The sequence below is a fragment of the Moorena producens 3L genome (assembly GCF_000211815.1).
In the GTDB taxonomy this organism is placed as follows: domain Bacteria; phylum Cyanobacteriota; class Cyanobacteriia; order Cyanobacteriales; family Coleofasciculaceae; genus Moorena; species Moorena producens.
On the sequence record NZ_GL890942.1, the window covers coordinates 13,889 to 28,994 of the forward strand.

The 15,106-nt window shown below is 41.9% G+C and carries 18 protein-coding genes; 8 read left to right on the forward strand and 10 right to left on the reverse strand.

The genetic code is table 11. The features are described from left to right. Window positions 1-24 precede the first annotated feature (24 nt). Window positions 25-1,464: a Fe-S cluster assembly protein SufB gene (sufB, locus tag LYNGBM3L_RS20755; protein WP_008187504.1), complete on the forward strand. Its 1,440-nt coding sequence runs from the start codon at window positions 25-27 to the stop codon at window positions 1,462-1,464. 61 nt (window positions 1,465-1,525) lie between these two features. Here the strand turns inward: sufB and LYNGBM3L_RS45970 are convergent, their stop codons facing one another. After that, the gene (locus LYNGBM3L_RS45970; protein WP_154659865.1) at window positions 1,526-1,687 is read right to left on the reverse strand and encodes a hypothetical protein; all 162 of its coding nucleotides are present in this window, start codon (window positions 1,685-1,687) and stop codon (window positions 1,526-1,528) included. A gap of 258 nt (window positions 1,688-1,945) precedes the next feature. Here LYNGBM3L_RS45970 and sufC point away from each other — a divergent pair, with 258 nt between their 5' ends. From sufC to LYNGBM3L_RS20770, 3 genes are read left to right on the forward strand one after another with little or no spacing between them, the layout of a single operon-like run. Next, entirely contained in the window at window positions 1,946-2,734 is a 789-nt protein-coding gene (sufC, locus tag LYNGBM3L_RS20760; protein ID WP_008187506.1) for a Fe-S cluster assembly ATPase SufC, read from the forward strand. Then, window positions 2,734-4,083, forward strand: coding sequence for a Fe-S cluster assembly protein SufD (gene sufD, locus LYNGBM3L_RS20765; protein WP_008187509.1), 1,350 nt, complete (start codon window positions 2,734-2,736; stop codon window positions 4,081-4,083). Before sufC ends, sufD begins: the two co-directional genes overlap by 1 nt. Window position 4,084: 1 nt before the next feature. Further along, window positions 4,085-5,347, forward strand: coding sequence for a SufS family cysteine desulfurase (locus LYNGBM3L_RS20770; RefSeq protein ID WP_008187511.1), 1,263 nt, complete (start codon window positions 4,085-4,087; stop codon window positions 5,345-5,347). Between the two features lie 2 nt (window positions 5,348-5,349). Here the strand turns inward: LYNGBM3L_RS20770 and LYNGBM3L_RS48845 are convergent, their stop codons facing one another. From LYNGBM3L_RS48845 to LYNGBM3L_RS20780, 3 genes are all read right to left on the reverse strand, one after another. Then, on the reverse strand, window positions 5,350-5,484 hold the full coding sequence (locus LYNGBM3L_RS48845) for a hypothetical protein (RefSeq protein ID WP_267872068.1): 135 nt from the start codon (window positions 5,482-5,484) through the stop codon (window positions 5,350-5,352). A 376-nt stretch (window positions 5,485-5,860) separates the two neighbouring features. Next, complete coding sequence (locus LYNGBM3L_RS20775; protein ID WP_008187512.1) at window positions 5,861-6,157, reverse strand: hypothetical protein; 297 nt, start codon at window positions 6,155-6,157, stop codon at window positions 5,861-5,863. Window positions 6,158-6,182: 25 nt separating this feature from the next. Then, window positions 6,183-6,491 (reverse strand): hypothetical protein, encoded by a 309-nt coding sequence (locus tag LYNGBM3L_RS20780; protein ID WP_008187513.1) that lies wholly within the window; start codon window positions 6,489-6,491, stop codon window positions 6,183-6,185. A 321-nt stretch (window positions 6,492-6,812) separates the two neighbouring features. Between LYNGBM3L_RS20780 and LYNGBM3L_RS20785 the strand changes: the two genes are divergently transcribed. After that, window positions 6,813-7,724, forward strand: a complete 912-nt coding sequence (locus LYNGBM3L_RS20785; RefSeq protein WP_008187514.1) for an Rpn family recombination-promoting nuclease/putative transposase — start codon at window positions 6,813-6,815, stop codon at window positions 7,722-7,724. A gap of 129 nt (window positions 7,725-7,853) precedes the next feature. Here the strand turns inward: LYNGBM3L_RS20785 and LYNGBM3L_RS20790 are convergent, their stop codons facing one another. The 5 genes from LYNGBM3L_RS20790 to LYNGBM3L_RS20810 all read right to left on the reverse strand — a co-directional run bounded on the left by LYNGBM3L_RS20790 (window position 7,854) and on the right by LYNGBM3L_RS20810 (window position 11,657). Next, entirely contained in the window at window positions 7,854-8,312 is a 459-nt protein-coding gene (locus tag LYNGBM3L_RS20790; RefSeq protein WP_008187515.1) for a tyrosine-type recombinase/integrase, read from the reverse strand. Between the two features lie 206 nt (window positions 8,313-8,518). Then, the gene (locus tag LYNGBM3L_RS20795) at window positions 8,519-9,118 is read right to left on the reverse strand and encodes a hypothetical protein (RefSeq protein ID WP_008187516.1); all 600 of its coding nucleotides are present in this window, start codon (window positions 9,116-9,118) and stop codon (window positions 8,519-8,521) included. Window positions 9,119-9,388: 270 nt separating this feature from the next. Continuing rightward, window positions 9,389-9,679 (reverse strand): hypothetical protein, encoded by a 291-nt coding sequence (locus LYNGBM3L_RS20800; protein WP_008187517.1) that lies wholly within the window; start codon window positions 9,677-9,679, stop codon window positions 9,389-9,391. 44 nt (window positions 9,680-9,723) lie between these two features. Continuing rightward, the gene (locus tag LYNGBM3L_RS20805; protein ID WP_008187518.1) at window positions 9,724-10,866 is read right to left on the reverse strand and encodes a pentapeptide repeat-containing protein; all 1,143 of its coding nucleotides are present in this window, start codon (window positions 10,864-10,866) and stop codon (window positions 9,724-9,726) included. Between the two features lie 23 nt (window positions 10,867-10,889). After that, on the reverse strand, window positions 10,890-11,657 hold the full coding sequence (locus LYNGBM3L_RS20810) for a pentapeptide repeat-containing protein (RefSeq protein ID WP_008187519.1): 768 nt from the start codon (window positions 11,655-11,657) through the stop codon (window positions 10,890-10,892). A gap of 1,380 nt (window positions 11,658-13,037) precedes the next feature. Here LYNGBM3L_RS20810 and LYNGBM3L_RS44010 point away from each other — a divergent pair. From LYNGBM3L_RS44010 to LYNGBM3L_RS47680, 3 genes are all read left to right on the forward strand, one after another. After that, on the forward strand, window positions 13,038-13,178 hold the full coding sequence (locus tag LYNGBM3L_RS44010; protein ID WP_154659866.1) for a hypothetical protein: 141 nt from the start codon (window positions 13,038-13,040) through the stop codon (window positions 13,176-13,178). A 293-nt stretch (window positions 13,179-13,471) separates the two neighbouring features. After that, a complete protein-coding gene (locus LYNGBM3L_RS20815; RefSeq protein WP_008187522.1) occupies window positions 13,472-13,690 on the forward strand; it encodes a hypothetical protein in 219 nt (72 codons plus the stop codon). Between the two features lie 231 nt (window positions 13,691-13,921). Next, a complete protein-coding gene (locus LYNGBM3L_RS47680) occupies window positions 13,922-14,125 on the forward strand; it encodes a hypothetical protein (protein WP_008187524.1) in 204 nt (67 codons plus the stop codon). A gap of 347 nt (window positions 14,126-14,472) precedes the next feature. On the opposite strand, the gene LYNGBM3L_RS45975 is transcribed toward LYNGBM3L_RS47680, so the two are convergent. Continuing rightward, window positions 14,473-15,102, reverse strand: a complete 630-nt coding sequence (locus LYNGBM3L_RS45975; RefSeq protein ID WP_008187526.1) for a hypothetical protein — start codon at window positions 15,100-15,102, stop codon at window positions 14,473-14,475. Window positions 15,103-15,106 lie beyond the last annotated feature (4 nt).

Consider the following 15,106-nt stretch of genomic DNA (forward strand, 5'->3'; position numbering starts at 1 on the left):
TAATGATAAGAGAGCACTAAATCGATGACTGCCACTGTCAAGACATTAGTCAACCAGCCCTATAAGTACGGCTTTGTCACAGATATTGAAGCGGATACCATTCCTCGTGGACTCAATGAGGATATTATCCGTCTGATTTCGGCTAAGAAAAACGAACCTGAGTTCATGCTGGAGTTTCGCCTGAAGGCGTATCGACAATGGCAGAAAATGACAGAGCCAACCTGGCCCCATGTTACCTATCCTCCCATTGACTACCAAAAGATTATCTACTACTCAGCACCCAAACAGACGAAGGAAAAACTCAATAGCCTGGACGAAGTTGACCCAGCTTTACTGGAAACCTTTGATAAATTAGGCATTTCCCTATCTGAGCAAAAGCGGCTGGCTAATGTAGCAGTGGATGCCATCTTTGATAGTGTCTCGATCGCCACTACCTTCAAAGAGAAGCTGGCTGAGTCGGGGGTAATTTTCTGCTCGATTTCGGAAGCTTTGCAAGAACACCCGGAGTTAGTGCGGAAATACCTGGGTAGTGTTGTTCCTGTGGCAGATAATTACTTTGCTGCTCTCAATTCAGCTGTTTTCAGTGATGGTTCCTTTGTCTATATTCCCAAAGGAGTCAAGTGCCCGATGGAACTGTCCACCTATTTCCGGATTAATAATGGAGATACTGGACAGTTCGAGCGTACCCTAATTGTGGCGGAAGAAGGGAGCAATGTTAGTTACCTAGAAGGCTGCACTGCACCGATGTACGATAGTAACCAGCTGCACGCAGCGGTGGTGGAACTGGTTGCCCTGGACAATGCTGAGATTAAATACTCCACGGTGCAAAACTGGTTCGCTGGGGATAAAAATGGTAAAGGTGGGATTTACAACTTTGTTACCAAGCGGGGATTGTGCAAAGGAGTAAATTCGAAGATTTCCTGGACTCAGGTAGAAACTGGTTCTGCTATTACTTGGAAGTATCCCAGTTGTGTTCTAGTCGGTGACAATTCCATTGGTGAATTCTACTCTGTTGCTCTAACCAACAATCTCCAACAAGCGGACACAGGTACCAAGATGGTGCATATCGGTAAAAATACTCGCAGCACGATTATTTCTAAAGGGATTTCTGCTGGTAAGTCCAAAAATAGCTACCGGGGTCTAGTCAAAATTGGTCCGAAGGCAAAGGGAGCACGGAACTACTCCCAGTGTGATTCTATGTTGATTGGGGATACAGCTGAGGCGAATACGTTTCCCTACATTCAAGTCCAGAACAACATGGGCAAAGTCGAACACGAAGCCTCCACTTCCAAAATCGGTGAAGACCAGCTATTTTTCTTCGCTCAACGAGGGATTTCAGAAGAAGATGCGATCTCCATGATGGTGAGTGGCTTCTGTAAAGATGTCTTCAATGAACTTCCCATGGAATTTGCTGCCGAAGCAGATAAACTTTTAAGCCTGAAGCTGGAAGGCACAGTCGGATAAGTAAGGTTAGCAGGTAGTTAGCAGGTAGTTAGCAGGTAGTTAGCAGGTTGTTAGCAGGTTGTTAGCAGGTTGAAGGTTGGGAGGTTGAAGGTTGGGAGGTTGTTAGCAGGTTGAAGGTTGGGAGGTTGAAGGTTGAAGGTTGAAGGTTGAAGGTTAGTTTGTTGAAAGTTAGTTGCGTAGGGTGTGTTAGGGACGGGCTCGCCCTCATTTTATCGGTAGCCACTGTTGGGAAAGTCCGTCCCGTAACGCACCACCTGGTCTAATATTTATTACACCTGCTAACATTCAACATTAAACCTGATGACCTTAAACATTAAACCTGATGACCTTAAACATTAAACCTGATGACCTTAAACATTAAACCTGATGACCTTAAACATTAAACCTAATAACATTCAACATTCAACATTAAACCTGCTAACCTTAAACCTTAAACCTGATAACAATACTTCTGGGATAAAGCATTTAATTTCAAGTCAAAATGATTAGTGAAACTAGTGAAATAATATTGTCTGTTCGGGATTTGACGGCAGATGTGGATGGTAACCAGATTCTGAAGGGATTGAATCTGGAAGTGAAAGCTGGGGAAATCCACGCGATTATGGGACCGAATGGTTCTGGTAAGAGTACTTTGTCTAAGGTATTAGCAGGTCATCCAGCCTATGATGTAACGGGAGGCGAGGTAAGTTTTTTAGGGCAAAATCTCTTAGAAATGGAGCCGGAGGAACGCTCTTTGGCTGGGGTATTTCTGGCGTTTCAGTATCCATTGGAAATTCCTGGTGTCAGTAATTTAGATTTCTTGCGGGTGGCTTACAATTCCCGTCGCAAGCACAAGGGATTGGAAGAAATTGATACATTTGATTTTGAGGATTTAGTTGAAGAAAAGCTGGAAATTGTTAAAATGAATCCCAGCTTTCTAGAGCGTAGTCTTAATGAAGGCTTCTCTGGAGGAGAAAAGAAGCGGAATGAGATTCTGCAAATGGCACTTCTAGAACCGAAACTGGGGATTTTGGATGAAACAGATTCTGGCTTGGATATCGATGCTCTCAAGATTGTAGCCAATGGGGTGAATCAATTGGCAAGTGCTGACAATGCCATGATTTTGATTACTCACTACCAACGTTTACTGAATTATATTGAGCCGGATTTTGTTCATGTAATGGCAGATGGCCGTATCCTCAGAACTGGTAGTAAGGAGTTGGCTCTAGAGTTGGAATCCCGTGGTTATGACTGGGTGCTGGAAGACGAGACTGCTGAGGTGAGTGTCTGATGACTATGGAAGTTTCTGTAAAACGGGAGGTTTCTTATTTGTCGGCACTGCTAGAGCAATGTCGCCAGGATAATCCCGTTGATATGGATTGGTTACAAGAGCTAAGTAACCACGCTAGGGGGATTGCTCAGGAGTTGGCGATTCCTACCACTAAAGATGAGGAATGGCGGTTTACGGATTTGTCGCCACTGTTGCAGGAGACCTTTGAGGCTGCTTTAGCTGTTGATACAAGCACCTTGGATATTAGTCCGGTAGTTTTGCCAGAGGCGATGAACAGCCGATTAGTATTTGTTAATGGGATTTATGCCCCTGAGCAATCCTCTGTGGCTGGATTGCCTGAAGGGGTGTTTGTCGGGAATTTGGCCGAGTTGCCATCAGAGTATCAGAGCCGAATTGCTGATTATTTGGGCAACCAGCAGGGCGTAAGCGATGTGTTTACCCTGCTCAATACCGCTGGTTTGACTGATGTGGCGGTGATCTGGTTGCCTAGGAATACTGAGGTGACGGCTCCCATTCATCTGCTGTTTGTTTCCATGGCTGATGGGGTGCCTAGGCTATTTCAGCCCCGTTGTTTGGTAGTGGCAGAGCCTGGTAGTCAGCTGAGTTTAGTTGAAGAGTATTGGCAAGGCCAAGAGGCAAATAGCGCTCAGGGTGTTTATTTGACCAATTCCGTGACCGAGCTATGGGTTGGTGAGAATGCCAGGGTGACTCATATCCGGGTTGATGGGGAAAGTAATCAGGCTTTCCATGTGGGCAAGAGTGCGATCGCGCAATCTCGGAATAGTTTTTATAGTTGCCATGGGGTAGCCTTTGGGGGGAAGTTGTCTCGCCATACTCTAGAAGTGTTTCAGATGGGTGAGGGGACCGAAACGATTCTAAATGGCTTAACCGCGATTAGTGAGCAACAGTTGGCAGATACTCATAGTGCGGTGATGTTGAATCATCCCAATGGGATCAGTAATCAGCTGCAAAAGTGCATTATAGATGGTAGTGCTCATGCAGTGTTTAATGGTAAGGTTTCTGTTCCTCAAGCAGCCCAGTTGACTAATGCAGCTCAGTTAAATCGCAATTTGTTGCTATCGCCGAAGGCTAGAGTTGATACCAAGCCTCAGTTGGAGATTACAGCTGATAATGTGAAATGTTCCCACGGTGCTACAGTCAGTCAGCTGGAAGCAGATGAAGTCTTCTATTTGCAAAGTCGTGGACTAAAGGAAACCGATGCCCGTAACCTCTTGATTGATGCGTTTGTAGCAGAAATAATCAATCAAATTCCCCTAGCTTCTCTTAGGCAAAGACTTTCGGAAACAGTCATCAGTTCAAAACGGGAACGGAATAACGTTCAACAGTAACATGACCTTAACTCAAGAAAAAACCATTGCTGATCAAGTCCGGGCTGACTTCCCTATTTTGCACCAGGACGTTAACGGTAAACCGCTGATTTACTTTGATAATGCGGCTACCGCCCAGAAACCGGTAGCAGTACTGGATGCACTGCGCCACTACTACGAAATGGACAATGCGAATGTTCACCGAGGTGTCCATACCCTTAGCACTAGAGCGACAGACGGTTATGAGGGGGCACGGGATAAGGTAGCTAGTTTTGTAAATGCCCAGTCACGACAAGAGATTGTTTTTACCCGCAATGCTTCGGAAGCGATTAACTTAGTAGCTTACAGCTGGGGTTTGGAAAATCTGCGCCAGGGAGATGAAATTATTCTCTCGGTTATGGAACACCACAGCAATCTGGTGCCTTGGCAAATTATTGCTCAGAAAACTGGAGCCGTACTAAAGTATGTGGGATTGACCGAGACTCAGGAGTTTGATTTACAACAGTTCCGACAGCTAATTTCTGAGAAAACCAAACTGGTAAGTGTGGTTCATGTTTCCAATACCTTGGGATGTATTAATCCCGTAGACGAAATTATTGCGATCGCACACAACTATGGCGCTATGGTAATGATTGATGCTTGCCAAAGTATCCCCCATATGCCCATTGATGTCCAAGCTATGAATTGTGATTGGCTAGTGGCATCGGGTCATAAAATGTGTGCTTCCACCGGGATTGGCTTTCTGTATGGGAAACTGGACTTACTGCAAGGGATGCCTCCATTTTTAGGTGGTGGTGAAATGATTGCCGAGGTATTTCTGGATCACTCCACCTATGGGGATTTACCCCATAAATTTGAAGCAGGGACACCAGCCATTGCTCAAGCGATCGCACTTGGTGCTGCAGTAGACTATTTGACTGGCTTGGGTATGGATACTATCCATAGCTATGAAGAAGAATTAACCGCTTATTTGTTTAAGCAGTTGCAGGAAATTCCCGATCTAATCATGTATGGTCCCCAACCAACAATAGATGGTAAAGGTAGGGCAGCCTTAGCAACATTTAATGTTAAAGGATTGGATGCTAGTGATGTATCTACCCTGTTGGATCAAGACGGTGTAGCAATTCGTTCTGGACATCATTGTACTCAACCCTTGCACCATCGTTTAGGAGTAACTGGTACAGCACGAGCCAGTTTGTATTTTTATAATACTTTTGAAGAGATTGATCGATTTATTGTGGCGTTGAAAGAAACAATTGAGTTTTTCAGAAGTGCTATGGAGTGAATCTAGCAATTTGGGTCAGGTACAAATTTTTGGGTTTTAGGGAATCGGGAATCGGGAATCGGGAATCGGGAATCGGGAATCGGGAATCGGGGAAAAATTATGGGCGTTGCTGAATTAAGGAATGAATGCGCGATCATCTAGTTTTATTAAAGCCCCCGTTGGTCCCCCAATTCTGGGGGACTTTGAGAGTTTTTCCCCCCAGAATTGGGGGGCTAGGGGGGCGAAACCATACTGAGAATCAGCAACGCCAAATTATGTGTACCTCATAGCTATGAGAAGCGCTATAAATAGGGTGGGCAATGCCTACCCTGTTTAATTTTTAAGCTTCTTAAGTATATATAGCGATCGCAAACAAAGATCATAACATTTGATGGTAAAATCACATCCCTTAGCGACTTCTTGTATTAAAGCCCATGCTGCAAATACAAATCACAACATTGCCTAGTTTGTACCCTTTTAGGCAATGTTATGGAAATCTATAGTTAGAATTTATAGGGATTTCCATAAAGTTATTTAAAACCTATCACCACCAATTTGAATATCATCTATACAAATTTTAGTTTGTACTGAAAATAAGCCAGATTTCATATATACTTTGACTATTTTATACATACCATTTCCTAGATCAATTTTTCCTTGCATGATTGGTTCTTTTCCCATAACTAGCATATGGTTACATTCATCTTGTTTTTCACCATTTATATAAAGTTTTGCCTCACTTGTTTTTAGACTAAAATTTATTATTCCCCAAGTGTTTAAAACTGATATTATATTTCCCTCATACTCTGTATTCCATTGTTTATTAAACATTTTAGTTACTTATTTATTTTAAAATTTAATATTTATAATCAATCTCAAAATATTCATCTTGATCTAAGCAATCTTGTAATTCTTGAATTATTTCATCTTGTATCCTTTTATCTAGTCTATCAAGTCGAGCTTTTACTTGGTTAGATATTTTTTTTTCAGTATCTAGAGCTAATATTTCTTCCCTGGTTAATCCTAATTTCGATAATATTGGTTCAATTTTATCAAGTTCCTCATCACTAACTTTTTCTTCAATTTTTTCCTTGATTTCCAAACCCTTATTAATAAGAATTGGTGTTGCTACTGCAACTACTATGGCTGCGATCGGTAATGGCATTTTGACCTCCTAAAACTCACCACAGTAAATGCATCTTATTTTGAAATGCCTACTGGATATGAGATTAATACGATAAGTATTTATGCTTATTAATTGTCAAATCTCTGTCTTGATGCAGTTGCTCATGGGGGAAACCCCAAAGACCGCACTGCATCGCTTCTGAGTAAGGCTTCTATAATTTAGATGCGTTTGGTATATAGTATAGCAATCCCTGTAGGAATTGTTATAATTTCTAATCAGAAGTTCCCGACTCACGACTCCCGACTCCCGACTCCCGACTCCCGACTCCCGACTCCCGACTCCCTATCAAAGCATTTTAATATGGTTTTCCCGCTGCCAGATAAATACATTGACCTGCTCACAGATTTCGGGTTTAAACGTGTCTTTGGCACTGAGCCAAATAAGGCACTGCTAATCGACTTCTTGAATACTCTGTTGCCTCCCCATCATCAGCTGAAGGATGTCACCTTTAAAAATCCCGAGTTTTTGGGCAATACCTTAGTGGATCGAAGGGCTATTTTTGATATTTATTGTCAGAGCGAGACTGGTGAACGGTTCATCGTAGAAATGCAGAAGGCCAAGCAAAATTTGTTTAAGGATAGAAGTGTCTATTATTCTACTTTCCCGATCCAAGAACAGGCACAACAGGGATTTTGGAACTATGAGCTTACAGCAGTTTATACGGTTGGCATCCTAGATTTTGTATTTGATGACCACAAGCACGATTCGGAACTGCTACATGTGGTGGAGTTGAAAAATCAGCACTGTGAAGTGTTCTACGATAAGCTCAAATTTATTTATGTTGAGCTACCGAAATTTACCAAGTCTCTTGATGAGTTGGAGTCCCATTTTGACAAGTGGTTATTTCTATTTAAACACCTAGCCCAGTTGAATGAACCCCCATTACCGTTGCAAGACGATGTGTTTGCCCAGCTATTTGATGTGGCAGAGATTGCCAATTTCTCATCTAGGGAGCAAGCGCTGTATCAGGATAGCCTGAAGGTCTACCGGGATATGTACAATGTTACCCAAACCTTAATTGATGAAACTCTGGAACAAGGTATAGAACAAGGTATAAAACAAGGTATAAAACAAGGTAGACAACAAGGTAGACAACAAGGTAGACAGGAAGAAAAACAGCAGATTGCTAAGCAGATGAAGGCGGCAGGGTTATCCGCTCAGGATATTGCCCAATATACGGGGTTGAGTATGGATGAGATTGATCGGTTGTAGGTTTAAATTGCTTCAAGAGCTACAAATTCCTGGGTTTTTGCGAAAAATTGTTGCTTAGATAGGCGAACTGAAATACTGGTAATTTTCCTTGTCAGAAGCCACAAAAGTAAAGATTAACGAGACAATCACTCACTTTCCAGTTACTGCCATCCCGGTAACGGCGCTAGGGCGAGCATAAGACCTGTTTGTTACAAGCAAAATACTTAATTCATTAAGGATCCAGCTGGCGGCATCTGGGGTGATATGTCCTTTGCCATGCCTCCCAGGGAATAGATAGTTTGCCCATTTCGGAGGGTGGTAGTCCGTTAAGTGTTTCCGCAGATCTTCTAGTACCGGGATGGTTCGGGTGGCAAGCTTACCCTTTGTATTCCCTTTCCTGAATAGAACCACGGGGCGCACGGAACCAAAGCGATCTAAGACATCCCTTATTCTTAAGGTCACGGCTTCGTTGACCCGACAGGCGGTGTAAAGCATCACAGCAAACAGCGCCCGGTCTCGTGGCGGGTTAAGGGTTGCCCCTTCATTAAACAACAGTTGGATTTCCTCTGCGGTTAAAATCTTTGCCTGGCCATGGCGGTCGATTTTCATACCCCACGCCTCAATACACCCATGCCTATTTATTGAACAGTTTGGGTGTACCCGAGTCAATACAATGTGGGTGCGATTTGGCTAGGGATAGCGTCTTGGTAACGGGATCTAAAATCACAAAGTGAAAAAATCTGCACAAAAAATCCCGCATGGGCGTACGGGAAGAGGTAATGGAGTGTGATGGGTTGTCTTGAGGCTAATCGATTTTAAATATAATTTTCGGGAGCCTCAGGGTCGATGCAGTTAAGACGCAGGATTCGCCGCAGTCGTTTGATTTCTACATCTTTGTGGTCATCCTGGGCATAATCTTCACTCAACCACTGCAAGTCCGTCTTGAGCCGCTTGTTCTCGGCTTCAACTGCTTCCAGTCGTTCTACATACTGAGTCATTTCTTTATTTCGCTCAGCTATCGTGATTACTTGATCACCGAAGGCCAGTCGAAACCGATCCTTCAAAGAGTCACCTGCCAAAGCAGAGGTTAACTTCAATGCTTCTTTGTTTCCTTTGGATGTCCGGTACGTCCAGTACAAGACATTGATATCCAACGGAATTCCATTAATGCGACTTTGTCCCCTCCATCGACTAGAGGGATCTATTTCAAAAATCGCGGGCGTGAATTCCTCTCCCCATATATCTTTGAACCATTTTGATTTCAAGAATTCGCGGAAGTTCCTTTCATTTTCCCCAATGGTTTCAGCCGCCTGAGTTTGGGAAAGTACATATAGCCAGTTATCAGTAGCTCGAAATCCATCAAGAGTTTTCTTGCCCACTGGAACTAGGGCATGTTTCACAAATCTTTTGACCATGTTACGATCTTGTTACATTTCGGTTCACTTTTTCAGCGATCGCAGCCCTTTCGCACAAAAACAGCTGCGGTCGCTTATCGTATTCATTCTACCCTAGTTGTAGCCGGACGACAACCGCTATAAACCTTTATTATCAGTAGCTTCAGGGATTTCGTCGGCCAATTGTGAATCTACTAATACGTGTATCATTTTGTTCCGCCCCCGCACTGTTAAAGCCCCTCTAGGCAACGCTTTTGGTTTGTAGGCTTATAGGCGCGATCGCAGTCACTTCTACAAACCTATAATCTGTGAAGCAGCAGCAGCACCGAACCAATCTGCCACTTTAAGAAGGATAGGCTTAGCTTTGTCCCAGAGAGTTTTACCTGCATCAAGTTTTCTACTAGCTGTTTCGAGGGTTTCTGTCGCACTTTCGAGGTTGGCGAGTACGGTTTCTTTCTTCGGTTCTTCTTTTTCCATTGCTTTTTTTGAAGCACCGAGATACGTGGTTATTTCTTCTTTGGTATCTTCTGGCATTTCTGACTGTTGTACCAACTTACTTAGAGGTTGTCTGAGAAGTCTCATTTGCTACATTCAAGCCCCCTAAATCCCCCAATTTTGGGGGACTTTTACCAACAAATGGATTCTTGTTCCCCCCAGAATTGGGGGGCTAGGGGGGCAAAATTCAGTATCAAAAAACTTTTCAGATATCCTCTTAGTTCTGCTAATAACTCAGTCACCTGTTCTTTGGTTAGCGGTTCTTCGGTTGATGCAGTACCTTGACTTTGGGTTACTTGGTTGTTATCGCCAATAACGCCTTGGTTATTGTCAGCTTTAATGGTGCGGTTATTGTTACCTTGAACATTATTGATGTTGCCATCAACAGAACCACCAACGGAAAATCCACCGGGATTGTTTGTCATAATACCTACCTGTTCTACTTGTGTACTTGTATAATAGTTAGGCTTTTTTAAAGCCGTATTTACCATAGTTTCTAAACTAATAATTCTGCTATCTTTTTCTGCCATTAAATCTTGAAATTGATTTTCTGCTAGAGCTTTAAGTTGATTATAAATTTCAAAATATTCTGCACTTAATTCTGATTTGTTAGCTTCCCGTGCAGTTTGAGCACGGAGTAAAAACTTATCTTCTCCCTTTACTTCCATTCCCGCAATGCTCAGTTCTGCCTCTGGATTTTTCTCTGCTAACTGCTTAAAGGAAATAGCGATCGCGCGGGGGTCAACGCCTTGATTGTGGTATAGGTCAAGGGTATCAACTATGGGTTTGATGAAATCACCAAATTCTCCATCCTTAAATACCTCATTCTTATTATCCGGTTTGCGCCAAGGTTCAGGATCTTCTTTGGTGGGTAATCGCATAAACACATACTCACACCTTACCCCATTAAATTTAGTTTGGTTGGTAATCCCCCAATCTTCAATAAATGCCCCTGTTAAGGTTGCGCCAGTAAAATCTGTTGCGTCTAGTTGGGTTTGGACTAATTTTGCCCTGGATAGGTCAACATCCTGCAAGTTGGCTTCACTGAGATCTGCCCCAATAAAGTTAGCACCTACAAGATTGGCTCTGGCTAAGTTGACTCCCCTTAGGTTACCGTGGTCAAAGTTTTTCTCTTTTCCTTCTCCTGTAACCACCAATTGTCGTACATCAGGATTTTTCAAGTAAGTCTCTCCGACTTTGGCTTGATCAAGTTTTCGGGTGTTATTAAAGCGAGTGCGAGTCAGATTTGCTACAAAATTTGTACTTTTGAGCACAGCTTGAGTAAAGTCGGCATCCGTTAAATCAGAACCCAGGAAGCTGGTGCCTCTGATAGCAGCAAAGGTAATAGCAATCGAACGAATAAAACAAATCTATTGTCTTCGCTTAAGGCTAGCCTAGTATTGTATCCACCCAATAAAGTCCCAACTAGGGCTAGATATACGGAAACAGCTATATATGAATCCTTAGGCTGGACAATAGGCTGGGCAGTATTCACATCTAACCCTACTTTGCATCCAGCCACAGTCCCAGCCATGTATGTAACCAAAGTCAAAACTGCGGCAGTAGGTTTAGTCAAAATTATAATCAAATTTAGGGATATAGCTAAGACAAAAGATAAAGCAATTGTCACTGCTGTAAAAACCCCAGCAACAGCCCCAGCTATAATCCCGTTAATCATATCCAAAACAGCAGTAATAGCTATAGTTGTTGCACCGACTACAGCACTAACTCCTAAAGCCCATACTAGATTTTGGAAGTGCGTAACAATCAGGAATACTCCGACTAGAACGAGGGATATCAAACTAGCACCAACAGTGTATTCATTACTTTTAACTGTAAAAACCAGAAAATCGACTGCAATAATACCAGAAAAAGCTGAGCCAAATGCGGCTATTGCTGATAATACCAATGAAAAACCTATTAGAATAAGTTTCCAGTGAAGTTGTAGTCCTGTCTTAACTTTACTGAAGTTTGTTCCTTTCAATTTAGCCTGTGTAAAATTTGTCCCTCGAATATCTGCACCACTAAAATTAGCCCCGGATAAATTTTTCCTCTTAAAAGACAAACCCCGGAGATTTGCACCCTGGAAATTCCTTTACCCATGGGCATATTTATTGACAATTTCACTGGCTTTCATTGCACCTCGGCGTTAATATATTAACTGCACATATATTTTGTTTGATACACATTTTGTTTAGATGATAAATATATTTATTCACTTTTTTTAAAACTTAAAAAAAATAAACATTAACTATAATAACTATTATTTTAACCAATAAAAATAACTTAAATTATGTATTGATTATTTTATGTTTATAACTATTACTAATATATTGTATAGTTTACAAAACATGTGTTATGTGGCTATAAATATTTATCACCTTCTCTTTAAAGATTTATGACTGGAGAGGGACATGCAAGCTGAAATCCTCACTAGGTAATAATTTCAGCCCATAAGTTACAAAAATATACATTCTGTTTTAGGCTGACATTGGACTATGTTATAAGGGTTTGAGCGTCCAGAAAATGAATCGAGGGTTAATTTGGGGCTGTATCTTCCATAAGCTCATTGGCATCAAAGCCTTATATACTGAGTTTTTTAGGGCTCATGTCACCCCCTCAGGTCACCGACACACGAGCCAGTTCTAATTCCAGGACTCGACCGTGTTCTGTTACCTGAATTCCGGCTACGGAATTACTTTCCATCACAGGCAACTGCATCCATGAAACTATTGCTTACAACTCTTGCGGTTATAGGCAATTTGTAGTGCCGATAATCCCCCTTATGGGTATTAACAACACTTTTTGTTATCTTTTTTTTATACTGTTAGGAAATAACAAAAAGATAACGGCACTTAATATTAGTTTTAATCTGTTAATTCTTGTGTTGGAAGTAGGGGTCTGTATAGTAGACAGGACGCTACACCAAATAGAACTTGTTTGTTTTTGTGCTGAGAGTGAGAAGTGAAACCAGGGACTGTGGTCGATTAACCGCAGGGACAGTGGCCGACTGGTCACGCTATTAAACCGGGAGATTTTCCACGTTTGCATCGATGGTAGAAGTCGAAAGGGAAAATGTGCGGCTAATCTCAAAGGGCTGATGTTACCCCCAAAACCTTTGTTTGCCAAGGCTTGTAAGGGTAATCTCGGGCGAAATATGTGACCCTTTTACATCGTTGTAGGGCTAACCTCCAGTAAGGGATATTAGCCCTACAAACATTGCACAGCGAGGGTCTCAGGGCTAACCCGAACAAAAGATGTTAGCTGTACTGCGGTGACCTGCGGTGACACAAAACCGACCTATTGATTTTCCATAATTGAAGCGATGAGGCTTGCGCCTCCGCCAAAGGCGATCGCTTCAATTATGGAAAAAGTATAATTCCTGTCCGGTGAATTGTACTTAAGATGAAAGTGCGAGCGATAGAGGCAAAAAGGTACGTTCTGATTGTATTTGCCTCGATTTTGGGTATACATTATTGCCCACATCTCCTTCAATAGTCACGACCAAGTACGGGAGTTTTCCACAGTTGCATCGATGGAGGAAAGAGAAAGTACACTTACCCAAGCCATGTTTCAGGCAGTCTGATTTAACCAGCAGACATGTCTGATTTAGCAGTTCAGACATGAAGGCAACTTAGACTCTAGTGTACTTTGCCTAGAAGGACACATTTTCGGCAATGTTGAGATTTGTATTTCTTATTAATCAAGGTTCTAAAAGAGGGCAAGTTTACAAAACTTTACAAGGTTGCCCCTCGTTACACCAACCCTAGGTTTACGCCTTGTAATATTACTTTACATCATGTCCGATTTTACACGTATGTCGGCTGTACGCTATTATATGTTAAATTTATTGTATATTTTATTGACCAATCTTGAAAGATGACGAACTGGTGGGAAAAAGTTAATGTTTCGGCAGCAGTAGCAGGTGTAATCATTGCGGCGACAGGAGTAGCTGTAGGAGTGTGGAATCAAGAGATTAGATGCTTGGTGAATTCATCAGGAAATAATTGTTCAAAAAATATTTTCTGTATGAAAAATACTAGAACACAGGCTGGGAGTAGTGAGTTTTATGATAGTGGTTGGAAATGTGCAAAATAATCTACGGAAAGCGACTGGGTAGAGCTAGGAAACGACTACCTGTGGCAAAGTTACTTAAAATTTAAACCTGAAAGTAACCTTAAATCTCGCGACACTAAAATCTGTGCTTTTTACAGTAGATATAGTCCTGATTCTGGTAATACAATAGAGGAAAATGAGTGCAGTGAAAATTCCAGTAATTATTCAAATCAGATATATTTAGGAGATGATACGGGTTGGATCAATCAGAAATTGGCTTTTACTATTTCTAGTTCAAAGAATTATAAAATCTGTTTACAGTTACTAAAACAAGAGAAAAAGGGAAATCCCAACTTAGGAAGAAGACCTTTAACTGACTGGATATGTAATAGTGAGTCCCCTGATAATCATATTGATTTAGGTGACGATAAAAAATACTATAATCAACAGTTAAGATTTAAAATCATCAAGCAGTAAGTAGATAGTATAAAGTGAATGTGAGTTGAGGATCGTTCCTGTCCCTGTGACCTCCTCTAAGTCTATATATTAAATTGAGCTTAATTAGAAAATTAGGACATTTCTAATACCATTAGAACAAAAAATATTGTCTTGAGTTAAAGTCTTAAAAATCATGTCCCATTAAGGTTAAAACCCTTATGGGCGATGGTGGTGATGATAAACTGAGAGCGTCTGAATCATCTGCGTCTCTTACTGGTCGAGGGTCAGAAGATGATAAGGAAAAATGATTCTCACTGCGATCGCTGTACCAATGAAAAACCCCAGCGACTGCCGGGGTGTGGAGTGCAATGGTAGGATGCGATTGATTAAATGTAGTTCTGCGGGGAATATGGATCGATTCCATGTTCTCGCAATATTCGCAACAGGCGAGCATTTTCTGCCTCTAGATGGTCTGGTTCAGCCATACCTTCCGAAAGGTCTTCTAATTGCTGATTCAGTTCCTGGTTGATATACTTCCAGCATTCGCTATTGTTTCTTAGATCGGTGTTCTCAGCTTCTAAGAGACTCACGTATTCAGAAAGTTTTTCGTTTCTTTGTTTGATCGTAGCTGTATCACCAAAAGCTTCACGGATTCTTTCCTCCAACGCATCGATAATCAATCCATTAGTTAAAGCAAAAGCCCTCTTATTACCCTTGTTCCCCCTGCTGTTCCAGTAAAGGCCAACTATGACCGGGGGAATTCCCTTGATACGAGTCTGACCCTTCAGCTGCTTGGGGTTTAAAACCTCGAAAGTGCCGGGCGTAAAACCCTTGCCCCATATATCTTTGAAGGCTTTTGACTGCAAAAAACGCCGGGCGTAAGACTCATCTTCTCCGATGGTTTCAGCAGAGCCGGTTTGAGACATCAAGTAATCTCCAGACTCCGTCTTGAAACCATCAGCCTTGATATCTCCAATGTAGAAAGGACAGTGAGTTACGTATTGCTTATTTTCCATGGTT